The sequence below is a fragment of the Mycobacterium sp. 1245499.0 genome (assembly GCF_001673615.1).
Taxonomy (GTDB): domain Bacteria; phylum Actinomycetota; class Actinomycetes; order Mycobacteriales; family Mycobacteriaceae; genus Mycobacterium; species Mycobacterium europaeum_A.
In genome coordinates, this window is the sequence record NZ_LZMG01000321.1 from 1 (window position 1) to 14,442 (window position 14,442).

Sequence of the window (14,442 nt, forward strand, 5' to 3'; positions counted from 1 at the left end):
GCGGGGCTACATGTCCAAGATCTTCAACGACGCGTGGATGTCGTCGTACGGCTTCCTGCGCAGCCGCCTGGACGGGTGGGTGTGCACCAGGTCGGGCAGGGCGCCGGATTTGCCCCGCAGCACGTCGCCGACCCTGGCCTCCTCGGTGGACCCGTCCAGGCGGCTGCGCAGGAAGCCGTACGACGACATCCACGCGTCGTTGAAGATCTTGGACATGTAGCCCCGCCCGCCGTCGGGCAGCAACACCACCACGATCGAGTCGGGCCCGGCCTGCTCGGCGACCTTGAGCGCGGCGACCACCGCCATGCCGCACGACCCGCCGACCAGCATCGCTTCCTCGCGGGCCAGCCGCCGGGTCATGTCGAACGAGTCGGAGTCGGACACCGCGATGATCTCGTCGGGCACCGTCCGGTCGTACGCCTGCGGCCAGAAGTCCTCACCGACGCCCTCCACCAGGTAGGGCCGGCCGGTGCCGCCGGAATACACCGACCCTTCGGGGTCGGCGCCGATGATGCGCACCGCGCCGCCGGACACCTCTTTGAGGTAGCGGCCGGCGCCGGTGATCGTCCCGCCGGTGCCGATGCCGGCGACGAAGTGGGTGACCTTGCCGTCGGTGTCGGCCCAGATCTCCGGGCCGGTGGTTGCGTAGTGGCTGGCCGGGCCTTCCGGGTTGGCGTACTGGTCGGGCTTCCACGCGCCGTCGATCTCGGTGACCAGCCGGTCGGAGACGCTGTAGTAGCTGTCCGGGTGGTCGGGCGGTACGGCGGTGGGGCACACGACGACCTCGGCGCCGTAGGCCATCAGGACGTTGCGCTTGTCCTCGCTGACCTTGTCGGGGCAGACGAACACGCACTTGTAGCCGCGGTGCTGGGCGACGAGGGCCAGCCCGACGCCGGTGTTGCCCGAGGTGGGTTCGACGATGGTGCCGCCCGGTCGCAGCTGTCCGCTGGCTTCGGCGGCGTCGATCATCTTGACCGCGATTCGGTCCTTCGAGCTGCCACCGGGATTGAGGTATTCGACCTTGGCCGCCACGATGCCGGCGCCGTCAGGGACGACGGAGTTCAGCCGCACCAGCGGTGTGCCGCCGATGAGGTCACTGATGTGCTGAGCGATCCGCATGCATTCATCGTCTCAGGCGGATTCGCGCGGCGCACAACCGCTGTGCGGCGTCTACTCCGTGGCCTCGCGAATGTAGTCGCCGATCTGGCGCAGCGAGCGCACGGCCTCGGGCACCATCGGCGCGGCCAGTTGGAAGTCGTGGACCTGTCCGGGCCACACCCGCACCTCGGCCGGCACGCCCACCGCGGCGAGCCGGCTCGCCGCCAGCCGCGCGTCGTGCAGCAGCACCTCGGAGCCCGACACGTGAATCAGCGTGCGCGGCAGGCCCGGCTTGATGTGGTCGAGCGGCTCGTAGACCTCTTCGGGCTTACCGTCGACGATATTCTTCCCGGCCGCCGTCGCCACCAGCTCGGCGAGCGCATCGAACGCCCCGGCCGTGAACATGGCGTCGGTCTCGATGTTGGGGTGGGCCTGCTTGGGTTCCTTGGCCAGCTGCAGCAGGGGCGAGATCGCCACCAGCGCCGCGGGATCCTCGCCCTCCTCCTGCAGGCGTTGGGCCAGGGTGAGGGCGAGGTAGCCGCCGGCGGAGTCGCCGGCCAGCACGATCTGGTCGGGCTGGTATCCGCGCCGCCGCAGCCAGCGGTAGGCGTCGTGGCAGTCGTCCAGCGCCATCCCGACCGAATTCTTCGGCAGCAGACGGTAATTGACCACCAGGATGGGCGAGTCGGCGAACTTCGACAGGGCTTCGACGAGCCGGCCGTGGGAGTTGGCACCACAGGTCAGAAACGCGCCGCCGTGCAGGTAGACGATCACGCGGCGGCTGCCGTCGGCGGGCAGCACCCCGGGCGCGCGGACCAGCTGCGCCGAGGCGTGGGGCAGCTTGATGGTCTCGCGGACGGTGGCCGACGCGGGGATCAGCACCCGGGCCGTGAGGTCGATGAGACCCCAGGGCCATGGCAGGTTGGGGACGTGACTGCCGACGGACAGGATCGGCCGGATGGTCAGCCGTGAGGTGAGGTTGGCCAGTCGCGCGGCCACGCTGGGCCCGGACTCCAGGACCTCGACCGGCGCGCCGTCGCTGATCGCGAACTTGCGCGCCTGCGCTCGGCGGGCCTTGAGGACGTCATGCGGGCGAGCGGTATTTGCCGACGACCCCGATTCCTTGCTAGGTGCGGTCATGCTCAACACTTCCTACGCCGTTGTAGTGCGATACAGCATGTGACGAGGCGACCGAGCGTCTGGTTCAGCCGTTTGCCAAGGCGCTCAGCCATCCCTTGTCTTCAGCTTGACAGCGGTTGCTTAGTGCAACGTAGGAAATTGCTGATTCGATACCGGTTTTGCTTCGCACCGTGATCAGTTCGTTTTCCAGCCGCCCGCGCGAACGTCGAAGCCGCTCTAAAATCGATTGCGTGACCATGCGGGTGCCACGCCGTTCGGCGATCGCCCTGGCCACAGCGGGCGCGCTGGCCTCAACAGGAACCGCCTACCTGGGGGCACGCAGTCTGTTGGTCGGCCAGGCCACTCATGCGCGCACGATCATTCCGAAGTCCTGGGACATCCCGCCCCGCGCGGACGGCGTGTACGAGCGCGGCGGCGGGCCGGTCCAGCGGTGGCACCGCGGCATGGCGGTCGACTCGCACCTGATGATCTTCGGTGACTCGACCGCCGCGGGATACGGCTGCATGAGCGCCGACGAAGTGCCTGGGGTGCGGATCGCCCGGGGCCTGGCCGAGCAGACCGGCAAACGAATCCGGTTGAGCACCAAGGCGATTGTCGGGGCCACCTCCAAGGGCGTGTGCGGGCAGGTCGACGCCATGTTCGTGGCCGGCCCGCCGCCGGATATCGCGGTGATCATGGTCGGCGCCAACGACGTGACTGCGCTCAACGGCATCAGCCAGTCGGCGCAGCGGCTGGCACTGACCGTCCGCAAGCTGCGCGCCCGCGGCGCCGTGGTGATCGTCGGCACCTGCCCGGACCTCGGATTCATCAGCGCCATTCCGCAGCCGCTGCGGTCGCTGGCGCACGAGCGCTGCCTGCAGCTGGCCCGCGCCCAGACCGCGGCGGTCCGGTCGGCCGGCGGCGTGCCGGTGCCGTTGGCGCAGCTGATGGCCCCGCAATTCCGCGCGACACCCGAGGCCATGTTCTCCGCCGACGGCTATCACCCCTCGGCACCCGCCTATGCGCTGGCGGCCGACGCGCTGCTGCTCGCCCTCTGCGACGCGCTGGGCGAGAAGGTGGAGCGTCCGCCGCTGAGCCCGCCCGTGCCCGCGGCGGCGCCGGTGCTCGGTCAGCGGCACACCCGCAGCAGTGTCATGTCGCGGCTGTGGCGGCGTCCGGCGCCCGGACCTGCCCCGTCTTCGTGCCCCGAGGTCGGCAGCGACTAGATTTGTTGTCGCCGGTCGGAGCGGACCCACCACCCGGTGCCAAGCGAGCCAGCCCCATCTGTGGGATCTGGGATCTGAAGGGAACAACCATGCCTGAAGCCGTCATTGTCTCAACCGCTCGCTCGCCGATCGGCCGCGCGATGAAGGGGTCGCTGGTCAACATGCGCCCCGACGACCTGACCGTCCAGATCGTGCGCGCCGCACTCGACAAGGTGCCCGCACTGAACCCCCACCAGATCGATGACCTGATCCTGGGCTGCGGCCAGCCCGCCGGCGAATCCGGATACAACCTGGCGCGGGTCATCGCCGTCGAACTCGGCTACGACTTCCTGCCGGGCACCACCGTCAACCGGTACTGCTCGTCGTCGCTGCAGACCTCCCGGATGGCCTTCCACGCGATCAAGGCCGGTGAGGGCGACGCGTTCATCTCCGCCGGTGTGGAGACCGTCTCCCGCTTCGCCAAGGGCAGCGCCGACTCCTGGCCGGACACCAAGAACTCGCTGTTCGGCGAGGCCCAGGAGCGGTCGGCCGCCGCGGCCGAGGGCGCCGACGAGTGGCACGACCCACGCGCCGACGGCAACGTGCCCGACGTGTACATCGCGATGGGGCAGACGGCCGAAAACGTCGCCCTGCTGACCGGCATCAGCCGCGAAGACCAGGACCACTGGGGTGTGCGCAGCCAGAACCGCGCCGAGGAAGCGATCAAGAGCGGGTTCTTCGAGCGGGAGATCACCCCGGTGTCCCTGCCCGACGGCACCACGGTGAGCGTCGACGACGGCCCACGCCCCGGCACCACGTACGAGAAGATCAGCCAGCTCAAGCCGGTGTTCCGGCCCAACGGCACGGTGACCGCCGGCAACGCGTGCCCGCTCAACGACGGCGCCGCCGCGGTGGTGATCACCAGCGACACCAAGGCCAAGGAACTGGGCCTGACGCCGCTGGCGCGCATCGTGTCCACCGCGGTCAGCGGCCTGTCCCCGGAGATCATGGGCCTGGGCCCGATCGAGGCGACCAAGAAGGCGCTGGCGCGCGCCAACCTGTCGGTCAGCGACATCGACCTGTTCGAGATCAACGAGGCGTTCGCCGTCCAGGTGCTGGGTTCGGCGCGTGAGCTGGGCATCGACGAGGACAAGCTGAACGTGTCCGGTGGGGCGATCGCGCTGGGCCACCCGTTCGGCATGACCGGCGCACGCATCACCACCACGCTGCTCAACAACCTGCAGACGCACGACAAGACGTTCGGCCTGGAGACCATGTGCGTCGGCGGCGGCCAGGGCATGGCGATGGTGATCGAGCGGCTGAGCTAGGCCGCTGCTCGTCAACTGGGCGCCCGGCGCGGTGAGTGTGAAACCTGGGCGGTGAGTGTGAAACCTCGGCGACGACACGCCGAGTAACCCCGCCGCCGCTTCACACTCAATGCCGCCGCTGCACACTCAACGGCGGCACTGCACGCGAAAGCGCTCCAACACGAAAAGACCGGCACGCCAAGGGGGCGTGCCGGTCTTTTCGGTGACGAGAGCTAGTCGTTCTGAAGATAACTCAGCAGACGCAGGATCTCGATGTACAGCCACACCAGCGTCACGGTCAGGCCCAGGGCGATACCCCATGCCGCCTTGTCCGGCGCGCCGGCGCGGACCATCTGGTCGGCCGCATCGAAGTCGATCAGGAAGCTGAACGCCGCGATCGCGATGCACACCAGCGAGAAGATGATGGCCACCGTACCGCCGCTGCGCAGGCCCAGGCCGGTGCCGCCGTTGACGTGGAACATCGCCAACACGAAGTTGCCGAGCATCAGGGCCAGCACGCCGAACATCGCGGCAACCAGCATGCGGGTGAACTTGGGCGTCACCCGGATCGCGCCGGTCTTGTAGACGACGAGCATGCCGAAGAACACCCCGAACGTGCCCAGGACCGCCTCACCGATCAGCGCCCCGGCGTTGGCGTTGGACACCGAGAAGTTGGCGAAGACGAACGAGATCGCGCCCAGCACCAGGCCCTCGAGCACGGCGTAGCTCAGCACGATGCCCGGGTTGTCCTGCTTGCGGCCGAAGGTGGCGACCAGCACCAGGACCAGGCCGCCCAATCCGCCGATCAGCGCCAGCGGCATGGCCAGCGCCACGTCGCGGGCGACCAGGAAGTAGGAGACCACGGCGGAGATCGCCAGCACGGCCAGCGTGATGCCGGTCTTGGTGACGACGTCGTCGATGGTCAGCGGACGCGAGGCTTTGGCCTCCTGGTACGGGGCCGCGTAGGGAGCCGCGTAGGGGTCGGCCCCATACCCCTGCATCGGGGGCGCGGCCGTGCCGAATTGTGCGTATCCGCCCCTCTGCTTAGGCAGCGAACGAAATACCGGGTTGCTTGTCTCCCGCACCGTCGGATCCTCTCTAATTGGCTTCGAGCTGTGCGAACACAATCTCAACGATCGGCGTTGCGCCCTGGTTCCCAGCGGACCTGGGCGTTTTCCGGTGTATTTCCGGCTCTATATAGCCTCCGCCGTTGTCGTCGCGTTAAAGATAACCCTTACCCGCGGGTACTGCGCCGGTCGTGACGATCTAGATTTCTTCCTCGAGGCTGGACCGGCTTGAGGGAGGCGAAAGCGTGACCGACGGATCCGATGAGGTTCTGACCGAAGTCGAGGGAAGCGTCGGCTTGATCACTCTCAACCGCCCCAAGGCGATCAACTCGCTGAACCAGCAGATGGTGGACGCGCTGACCGCCGTCCTCACCGACTGGGCCGACGACGACGCGGTGCGCGCGGTGGTGCTCTCAGGCGCCGGTGAACGCGGGCTGTGCGCCGGCGGCGACGTGGTGTCCATCTATCACAGCGCGCGCAAGGACGGGGTCGAGGCGCGTCGCTTCTGGCGCGACGAGTATCTGCTCAATGCCCAGATCGCCGAGTTCGCCAAGCCCTACGTGGCGTTGATGGACGGCATCGTGATGGGTGGCGGCGTGGGCGTCAGCGCGCACGCGAACACCCGGGTGGTCACCGACACCTCCAAGATCGCCATGCCTGAGGTCGGCATCGGCTTCATCCCCGACGTCGGCGGGGTCTACCTGCTGTCGCGGGCGCCCGGCGGTCTGGGCCTGCACGCCGCGCTGACCGGGGCGCCGTTCTCCGGAGCCGACGCCATCGCGATGGGCTTCGCCGACCACTACGTCCCGCACGGCGACGTCGAGGCGTTCCGCCGCGCGGTGATCACCGACGGCGTCGAGCGCGCACTCGACAAGTACACCGTCGAACCGCCGGCCAGCGAGCTTGCCGCGCAACGTGATTGGATCGACGATTGCTTCTCCGGCGATACCGTTGCGGACATCGTCGCCGCGCTTCGCGGGCACGGCGCCGGCCCGGCCGAGGACGCCGCCGACCTGATCGCCACCCGCTCCCCGGTAGCGCTGTCGGTGACCCTGCAGGCGGTGCGGCGCGCGGCCGGCCTCGAAACGCTCAAAGACGTTCTGGTGCAGGACTATCGGGTGTCGTCGGCGTCGCTGCGCTCACACGATCTGGTGGAGGGCATCCGCGCACAGTTGATCGACAAAGATCGCAACCCGAAGTGGTCCCCGGCGGAGCTGTCCGCGGTCACCGCGGCCGACGTCGAGGCGTATTTCACCCCGGTCGACGACGACTTGAGTTTCTAGAAAGGCGGTTTGGATGACAGAGGCAGATTACGAGACCATCCTCGTCGAACGCGACGACCGCGTCGGCATCATCACCCTGAACCGGCCGAAGGCCCTCAACGCGCTCAACACCCAGGTGATGAACGAGGTCACCAGCGCGGCAGCGGATTTCGACGCCGACCCCGGTATCGGGGCGATCATCATCACCGGCTCGGCCAAGGCGTTCGCCGCCGGCGCCGACATCAAGGAGATGTCCGAGCTGTCCTTCGCCGACGCCTTCGGCGCTGATTTCTTCGCCCCGTGGAGCAAGCTCGCCGCCGTCCGCACCCCCACCATCGCCGCGGTCGCCGGCCACGCGCTGGGCGGTGGCTGCGAGCTCGCCATGATGTGCGACGTGCTGATCGCCGCCGACACAGCGAAATTCGGCCAGCCCGAGATCAAACTCGGTGTGCTGCCGGGCATGGGCGGCTCCCAGCGGCTGACCCGCGCCATCGGCAAGGCCAAGGCCATGGACCTGATCCTGACCGGCCGCACCATCGGCGCCGAAGAAGCCGAACGCAGCGGTCTGGTGTCGCGGGTGGTGCCGGCCGACGACCTGCTGGCCGAGGCCAAGGCCGTGGCGACCACCATCTCCCAGATGTCGCGGTCGGCTGCCAGGATGGCCAAGGAGGCCGTCAACCGCGCGTTCGAGTCGACCCTGGCCGAAGGACTTCTCTACGAGCGCAGACTCTTTCACTCGACGTTCGCGACGCAGGACCAGTCCGAAGGGATGGCGGCCTTCGTCGAGAAGCGCCCACCGAACTTCACCCACCGCTAGGACGCGTACATGAGCGAACGGGTTTCCGCGACCAACACCGAGGCAGCTCACCTCCCGGCCGACGCCGTCGAGGAGTCCGCGGGAGCCGAGCCGGACGCCGCGCCGGCACCGGTGGCCGCACCGCGATTCGGTCGCGCCGCGCCCACCCTACCGTGGACCGAAAAGCCTTGGTGGGTAAGGCATTACACGTTCACCGGCACCACGGTGGGTTTGGTCTTCATTTGGCTTTCGCTCACACCGTCGCTGCTGCCGCGCGGCCCGCTGTTCCAGGGGCTGGTCAGCGGGCTCTCCGGCGCCATCGGCTATGGCCTGGGCGTGTTCGCGGTCTGGCTGGTGCGCTTCATGCGCGAAAAGGATCACAGCCCGGCGCCGCCAGGCTGGGCGTGGAAGGTGCTGATCCCGATCGGCGTGGTGGGCCAGGTCCTCATGGCGATCTGGTTCCACGTGTGGCAGGACGACGTGCGCGACCTGATGGGCGTGGCGCATCTTCAGTGGTACGACTACCCGCTGGCCGGGGTGCTGTCGGTGGTGGTGCTGTTCACGGTGGTCGAGCTGGGCCAATTCACCCGCTGGCTGGTCAGGGTTTTGGTCGACCAGGTTGACCGGTTCGCACCGTTTCGGCTCTCGGCCACCATCGTGGTCGTCACGCTGGTGGTCCTGACCATCACCCTGCTCAACGGCGTGGTGCTCAAGTTCGCCATGCGGACCATGAACCACACCTTCGCCTCGGCCAACGAGGAGATGAATCCCGACACCGCTCCCCCGAAAACCCCGCTGCGATCCGGTGGCCCGCAGTCCCTGGTGTCCTGGGAGTCGTTGGGCCGCGAGGGCCGCGTCTTCGTCGAGGGCGGCCCGACGGTCGAGCAACTCGCCACCTTCAACGGAGCACCGGCCATCGAGCCCATCCGCGCCTATGCCGGACTGGACTCGTCGAAGGGCATCACGGCCGCCGCCGAGCTCGCGGCACAGGAGTTGGCGCGCACCGGCGGACTGCGGCGCGCCGTCGTCGCGGTGGGCACCACCACCGGCACCGGCTGGATCAACGAGGCGGAAGCCTCGGCGCTGGAATACATGTACAACGGCAACACCGCGATCGTGAGCATGCAGTACTCGTTCCTGCCGAGCTGGCTCTCGTTCCTGGTGGACAAGGAGAACGCCCGGCACGCCGGGCAGGCCCTGTTCGAGGCCGTCGACAAGCTGATCCGCCAGCTGCCCGAAGCCCAGCGACCCAAGCTCGTGGTGTTCGGCGAGAGCCTGGGATCGTTCGGCGGCGAGGCGCCGTTCTTGAGCCTGAACAACGTGCTGGCGCGCACCGACGGGGCGTTGTTCAGCGGGCCGACCTTCAAGAACACCATCTGGACCGATCTGACGTCGACCCGTGACGGCGGGTCGCCGGAGTGGTTGCCGATCTACCAGGACGGCAGGTATGTCCGATTCGTCGCTCGCGCAAAGAATTTGACGCGTCCCGACGCGCCGTGGGACCACCCGCGGGTGGTGTATCTGCAGCACGCGTCGGATCCCATCGCCTGGTGGACGCCCGACCTGTTGTTCAGCAAGCCCGACTGGCTGAACGAACCGCGCGGCTATGACGTGCTGCCGCAGACGCGCTGGATTCCGGTCGTGACCTTCCTCCAGGTGTCGGCCGATATGGCCGTGGCGGTGGATGTCCCCGACGGCCATGGCCACCGCTACGTCGCCGACGTCGCCGACGGCTGGGCCGCCGTGCTGTCACCGCCCGGCTGGACCCCGGACAAAACCGCGAAACTGCGCCCGCTGCTGCACTCGGACGAGACGGCCTAGGGCCAGACGACCCAGAGCCAGCGGCGGGCGGGCGAGCCGGTGTTCGCGGACACCGGATCGACCCGCCCCGGCCCGCTTTTCAACGAGTGTTGAAATGATATCGTTCGCAGCGTGTCGCCGCCTGGGGAAGTTCAGAAGCGGCGCGGTAGACGCCAAGGCGAGCCGGTATCGCGCGACGCGGTGCTTGGCGCGGCCAAGCGGCAGTTCGCCGCCCATGGCTACGACAAAACAACGCTGCGGACGATTGCAGATGATGCGCGAGTAGACCCTTCGATGGTTTTGTATCTCTTCGGCTCGAAGGCGGCATTGTTCCGCGAGTCGATGAAGCTGGTGCTGCCCTCTGATTTGCTAACGACTGAGATCGCTCGCCAAGACGACGACTTAGGCTGCCGCATAGTGCGGGCCTACCTTGGCATCTGGGAGCAGCCTGATACGGCCGCGAGCATGGTGTCGATGGTGCAGTCGGCGACGTCGAACAGCGATGCCAACGATGCATTTCGCGGTTTCCTGCACGACTATCTGCTCACGGCGGTGTCCAGCGCCCTGGGCGGTGGCGATGAAGCGCGTCTGCGCGCAATGCTGGCCGCGACCAACCTCGTCGGCACTGGAATGCTGCGGTACGTCATGCGTGTGCCTCCACTGTCGTCGCTCGGCGTTGATGAGGTGGTCGGGTTGGTGGGGCCAGCAGTGCACCGGTTCCTCACCGCCCCCGCCGATGAGCTGGGGCTCGGCCTGGCGACGCAATAACCCGCCACGGCGCGCGAAGATGCGGTCCCGTGCCTGCCGGACAGCCACCGAACCAGCGCCGGCGACGCGGCGGTGACCTCGAAGATTCCGTACGGAACACCCCCAGCACGATGCATTAATTCAATCGCGATTGAAATTTGCCCGCGGTCCATCTAGAGTTCTGCCAGGGGGCCGAAGAACGGAGTCCTGATGTCACGTCTAACCGCGAAGATCCTGATTGCGGCCGTCCTCGCAATGACCGCCGTCGCCGCGGCCGCATGCGTTCCCCCGGCCGGCGTCGAATCACCCGTCGGGGTTGCAGTTAACTAGTGGGCCCGGCTTTGGCAGGTTCCCAACGCACGGTCGCCGTTGCCGACCACCTCAACGAAGCAACGACTGACGAGGCGACCTAGAGCCAGCGGCGGGCGGCCGAGCCGGTGTCCGCGAACACCGGATCGACCCGGCCCCCCGCCAGCTCGCTCAGCACGCCGGCGCCGGCCAGCGCGTGATAGCCCCCGATGACGTCGGTGGCGCGGTGCAGGCCGATGTCCAGCAGCGCCGCCGCGGCCAGGCTGGACGTGTAGCCCTCCGAGCACAGGATCACCCATTCGACGTCGTCGCCGACCGCCTCGGGCAGCCTGGCCTCGCTGGTGGGATCGCAGCGCCACTCCAGCACGTTGCGTTCGATCACCAGCGCCCCGGGCACCTCGCCCTCACGAAACCGCTGGGCCTGCGGCCGGATGTCGACCAGCACCGCGCCGCGGCGCACCGCGTCGGGCACTTCCACCGCGGGCAACCGGCGAAACCGGCGCCGGGCGGATCTCAGGACGACGTCGATGCGGCTCATGGCGATCCTTCCGGCTGGTCGGTCAGTTCGGTACGTTCGCGGCGCAACGTCTTGCGGTCGGTGATCTCGTAGTACGACATCGCGGTCAGGGGCGGCGAGTACGCGTGCACGCTCAGCGTCGGCTGCACCGGCGCGGCGCCCGGCACCCCCGCGCTCGGCAGCGCGACGGGCGCCGACACCGGGCGGGGCGCCCAGACCACGTCGTGCACCCAGCCCAACGGGAATCCGGCCTGATCGCCGGCGTCGAGCCGACGGCGTCGCAAAGCCCTTCCGTCCCAACGATATTCGTTGAGCGATCCGGACAGAACGGTCAACGCCCCCAGCGACCCGCCGTGGTCGTGCAGTTCGGTCGGCTGCCCGGGCACCCAGCTGATCAGCCAGACGTCGAGCTCCTCGTCGCCGTGGATGCGGGTGAACCAGCGCCGCGACTGCGGTATGCCCCCCGGCGGCAGCAGGTGATCGCAGCGCCCGCTGAGCACATCGTCGGCGGCCCGGTCGGTGGCGTAGAGCAGATCGGGCACGCGAAGCCGGGTCGGACCGGCGGACGGGGCGGAAAGGGTGCGGGGGCGCGCGGCAGCCTCAGTGGCTACGGGAACAGACATCAGGGGAGCTCCAGGGCGAAAACGGAAAGGACAAGCGGCGGCGTGTTACGGCCGACAACACTCGCAAAATCCGAAGCGCTCCATCACGGCCGCAAGTGTTGCATAGATTGAGACCGTGCGCTGGTGCGGTGATCGGTCCCGGCGATGGGGCGCGGTGGTGGTGGCGACCTTCGTGGTGGGCATGGCCCTGACGGCCACGGGGTGCTCGCACGGCGCGCACACCGGTGCTCCCTCGTCCTCGTCGGCGCGGCCGTCCGGCATCCCCAAGGGCCCCGGTTCGGCGCCCCCGGGTGCGGTCGGCCTGTCCCCCTCGGGCGTGACAACCAGGGTCGATGTGCCCGCGGACTCCACCGAAGAGGAGTACTACCAGGCCTGTCACGCCGCGCAGCAGTGGATGGACGCCCAGCCCAAGACCGGTGCGTCGCTGTTCGAGCCCTATCTGTCGATGGTGCAGGCGTCACCGACGGGCACCGCGGGCAGCTGGAACGCGCCCTGGTCGAAGCTGACCCCGGCCCGGCAGGCGGCCGTGATCGTCGCCGCGCGGGCGGCCGCCAACAACGAATGCGGGTAGCGCCGCGCCCGGGGTGCGCGCCGCCGCGTAATTGGGATCACGGCTGAAAAAACTGCCCTGGCCGCCCGGTCACCTCGCGCCCCCGCGCAAAATGGAGGGGTGCCTGACGAAGTTCCGCGTCGATCAGCAGCGACCCGGGTGGCACTCGCGCTCGGCAGCGGCGGCGCCCGCGGCTACGCGCACATCGGGGTGATCGAGGCCCTGGCGGCGCGCGGCTACGAGGTGGTGGGCGTCTCCGGCTCGTCGATGGGCGCCCTGGTCGGCGGTCTGCAGGCGGCCGGGCGACTCGACGAGTTCGCCGACTGGGCGAAGTCGCTGACCCAGCGCACCATCCTGCGGCTACTGGACCCGTCCATCAGCGCGGCCGGTGTGATGCGGGCCGGCAAGATCTTGGACGCGGTGCGCGACGTCCTGGGCCCGGTCGCCATCGAGGACCTGCCCATCCCGTACACCGCGGTGGCGACCGACCTGTTGGCGGGCAAGTCGGTGTGGTTTCAGCGCGGCCCCCTCGACGAGGCGATCCGCGCGTCCATCGCCATCCCCGGGGTGATAGCCCCCCATGCGGTCGACGGGCGGCTGCTCGCCGACGGCGGCATCCTGGATCCGCTGCCGATGGCCCCGCTCGCCGCGGTCAACGCCGATTTGACCATCGCGGTGAGCCTGTCCGGCAGCGAGGCGATCGGCAACCGCGAGCCGGAGCCCGGCGCCACCGTCGAGTGGTTGACCCGCATGGTGCGCAGCACCTCCGCGCTGCTCGACACGGCCGCCGCCCGTTCGCTGCTCGATCGGCCGACGGCGCGGGCCGTGCTGAGCAGACTGGGCGGCCCGAGCGGGGAGGCCGACGGCTGGGCGGACGCCCCGGATGACGAGCGGCCCGCGGCCGACGACGACGTCGACCACGAGGTCGACGAATTACCCGGCGCCGGATTCGGCGTGCCGAAGCTGGGCAGCTTCGAGGTGATGAACCGGACCATCGACATCGCCCAGGCGGCGCTGGCGCGTCACACCCTGGCGGTTTACCCGCCCGACCTACTCATCGAGGTCCCGCGCTCGACCTGCCGGGCCTTGGAATTCCACCGGGCGGTGGAGGTCATCGAAGCCGGGCGGGCGCTGGCGAACGAGGCGCTCGACGCGCTGGACGTCGAGGACGACCCGGAATCCCCGCCCACGACCGAGCACTGAGCGGTCTCAATACCCTTGCGCGCCAAGCGCATTCACGCGCCCAGGAAGCGGGCGATGGCGGCGGCTTCGCGGCGGCCCTGCTCGCGTCCGGCCACCGCCGACGGAATGCGGCAGTCCGGGTCCAAGGCGTTGGGCCCGAACGCGGCCAGCGAATCGGCATCGGCGAACACGGCGAAGGCCGCGCCGGGGAAGGCCGAGACCTCGGCGGCCGGCCCCGCACCGAACGGCGAGGGAGCGTCGACGCCGGAGGGCACCAGCACCACCGCCGTGTCGCAGTCGGCGGCCACCACGAGGTTGACCGAGCTGGCGACCCCGCCATCCATGTAGTGGCGGTCGCCGATCGTCACCGGCGGCCACGCCCCGGGCACCGCGCAGCTGGCCGCCACCGCATCGACCAGGTCGACACCGGCGTCGCGGTCGAACACGGTCAATTCGCCGGTGGCGACGTCGATGGCGGTGAGCCGCAAGTCGCGGTCCGGCCAGTCGTGCGACGGCAGGCGGTGCGCGATCACGTCCCGGCGCACCGGCGCGGGAACGGTTTTGGTCGCCAGCGCGACGGCCCCGATCCGCTGCATCTGTTGGCGGGTCCTGTCCAGCGATTCCTCGTACGGCTCCCCCAGGGCGGTCAGGAACAGTTCGGTGATCGCCTCGATGTCGACCCCCGAATCCATCTCGGCCGACGACTCGGCGACCTGGCGGTCGAACAGCTCGGCCAGGGTGTGGCCGCTGCTCAGCTGCGCGGCGACCGCCGAGCCCGCCGAGGTCCCGACCAGCACGTCCGACTCGGTCAGCAGCCGGGCCACCGCGGGTGACTCGTCAGCGATGCCCCGCAGAACACC

General features: G+C 69.1%; 13 protein-coding genes and 1 pseudogene. 8 read left to right on the plus strand and 6 right to left on the minus strand.

Annotation, left to right across the window (positions count from 1 at the left end; translation table 11 throughout):
• Positions 1-57 precede the first annotated feature (57 nt).
• Positions 58-1,119, minus strand: a pseudogene (locus tag A5646_RS19465) (cystathionine beta-synthase); the annotation flags it as partial.
• Positions 1,120-1,170: 51 nt separating this feature from the next.
• Positions 1,171-2,238, minus strand: a complete 1,068-nt coding sequence (locus A5646_RS19470) for an alpha/beta hydrolase fold domain-containing protein (RefSeq protein ID WP_066860612.1) — start codon at positions 2,236-2,238, stop codon at positions 1,171-1,173.
• 242 nt (positions 2,239-2,480) lie between these two features.
• Here A5646_RS19470 and A5646_RS19475 point away from each other — a divergent pair, with 242 nt between their 5' ends.
• Complete coding sequence (locus A5646_RS19475) at positions 2,481-3,443, plus strand: SGNH/GDSL hydrolase family protein (RefSeq protein ID WP_156749322.1); 963 nt, start codon at positions 2,481-2,483, stop codon at positions 3,441-3,443.
• A gap of 89 nt (positions 3,444-3,532) precedes the next feature.
• Entirely contained in the window at positions 3,533-4,750 is a 1,218-nt protein-coding gene (locus tag A5646_RS19480) for an acetyl-CoA C-acetyltransferase (protein ID WP_067023578.1), read from the plus strand.
• Positions 4,751-4,962: 212 nt separating this feature from the next.
• On the opposite strand, the gene A5646_RS19485 is transcribed toward A5646_RS19480, so the two are convergent.
• Positions 4,963-5,814: a Bax inhibitor-1/YccA family protein gene (locus A5646_RS19485; protein ID WP_066860603.1), complete on the minus strand. Its 852-nt coding sequence runs from the start codon at positions 5,812-5,814 to the stop codon at positions 4,963-4,965.
• 227 nt (positions 5,815-6,041) lie between these two features.
• Between A5646_RS19485 and A5646_RS19490 the strand changes: the two genes are divergently transcribed.
• The 4 genes from A5646_RS19490 to A5646_RS19505 all read left to right on the plus strand — a co-directional run bounded on the left by A5646_RS19490 (position 6,042) and on the right by A5646_RS19505 (position 10,422).
• Positions 6,042-7,079: an enoyl-CoA hydratase/isomerase family protein gene (locus A5646_RS19490; protein ID WP_066860600.1), complete on the plus strand. Its 1,038-nt coding sequence runs from the start codon at positions 6,042-6,044 to the stop codon at positions 7,077-7,079.
• A gap of 13 nt (positions 7,080-7,092) precedes the next feature.
• Complete coding sequence (locus A5646_RS19495; RefSeq protein ID WP_067023581.1) at positions 7,093-7,875, plus strand: enoyl-CoA hydratase; 783 nt, start codon at positions 7,093-7,095, stop codon at positions 7,873-7,875.
• A gap of 9 nt (positions 7,876-7,884) precedes the next feature.
• Positions 7,885-9,675, plus strand: a complete 1,791-nt coding sequence (locus A5646_RS19500; protein WP_066860594.1) for an alpha/beta-hydrolase family protein — start codon at positions 7,885-7,887, stop codon at positions 9,673-9,675.
• A 111-nt stretch (positions 9,676-9,786) separates the two neighbouring features.
• On the plus strand, positions 9,787-10,422 hold the full coding sequence (locus A5646_RS19505; RefSeq protein ID WP_066860591.1) for a TetR family transcriptional regulator: 636 nt from the start codon (positions 9,787-9,789) through the stop codon (positions 10,420-10,422).
• Between the two features lie 388 nt (positions 10,423-10,810).
• Here A5646_RS19505 and A5646_RS19510 read toward each other — a convergent pair whose 3' ends face one another.
• Together A5646_RS19510 and A5646_RS19515 are read right to left on the minus strand one after the other, a co-directional pair.
• Positions 10,811-11,248 carry a rhodanese-like domain-containing protein gene (locus A5646_RS19510; protein ID WP_066860588.1) on the minus strand — a complete coding sequence of 146 codons (438 nt, stop codon included), beginning with the start codon at positions 11,246-11,248 and terminating at the stop codon, positions 10,811-10,813.
• Complete coding sequence (locus tag A5646_RS19515; RefSeq protein WP_066860586.1) at positions 11,245-11,850, minus strand: cysteine dioxygenase; 606 nt, start codon at positions 11,848-11,850, stop codon at positions 11,245-11,247. The genes A5646_RS19510 and A5646_RS19515 overlap by 4 nt, the downstream gene beginning before the upstream one ends.
• Before the next feature lie 181 nt (positions 11,851-12,031).
• Between A5646_RS19515 and A5646_RS19520 the strand changes: the two genes are divergently transcribed.
• Both A5646_RS19520 and A5646_RS19525 read left to right on the plus strand, forming a co-directional pair.
• Complete coding sequence (locus tag A5646_RS19520) at positions 12,032-12,421, plus strand: lipoprotein LpqV (protein WP_197498146.1); 390 nt, start codon at positions 12,032-12,034, stop codon at positions 12,419-12,421.
• Between the two features lie 99 nt (positions 12,422-12,520).
• Positions 12,521-13,603: a patatin-like phospholipase family protein gene (locus A5646_RS19525; RefSeq protein ID WP_197505240.1), complete on the plus strand. Its 1,083-nt coding sequence runs from the start codon at positions 12,521-12,523 to the stop codon at positions 13,601-13,603.
• Positions 13,604-13,635: 32 nt separating this feature from the next.
• Here the strand turns inward: A5646_RS19525 and A5646_RS19530 are convergent.
• Positions 13,636-14,442, minus strand: an 807-nt coding sequence (locus A5646_RS19530) for a patatin-like phospholipase family protein (RefSeq protein WP_067023587.1), incomplete at its 5' end; no start/stop codon positions are given.

Coding starts and splice junctions, on each gene's coding strand:
- A5646_RS19480 (WP_067023578.1), top strand. CDS start 3,533: ATGCCTGAAGCCGTCATTGTCTCAACCGCTCGCTCGCCGATCGGCCGC.
- A5646_RS19510 (WP_066860588.1), bottom strand. CDS start 11,248: ATGAGCCGCATCGACGTCGTCCTGAGATCCGCCCGGCGCCGGTTTCGC.
- A5646_RS19470 (WP_066860612.1), bottom strand. CDS start 2,238: ATGACCGCACCTAGCAAGGAATCGGGGTCGTCGGCAAATACCGCTCGC.
- A5646_RS19500 (WP_066860594.1), top strand. CDS start 7,885: ATGAGCGAACGGGTTTCCGCGACCAACACCGAGGCAGCTCACCTCCCG.
- A5646_RS19515 (WP_066860586.1), bottom strand. CDS start 11,850: ATGTCTGTTCCCGTAGCCACTGAGGCTGCCGCGCGCCCCCGCACCCTT.
- A5646_RS19520 (WP_197498146.1), top strand. CDS start 12,032: ATGGCCCTGACGGCCACGGGGTGCTCGCACGGCGCGCACACCGGTGCT.
- A5646_RS19495 (WP_067023581.1), top strand. CDS start 7,093: ATGACAGAGGCAGATTACGAGACCATCCTCGTCGAACGCGACGACCGC.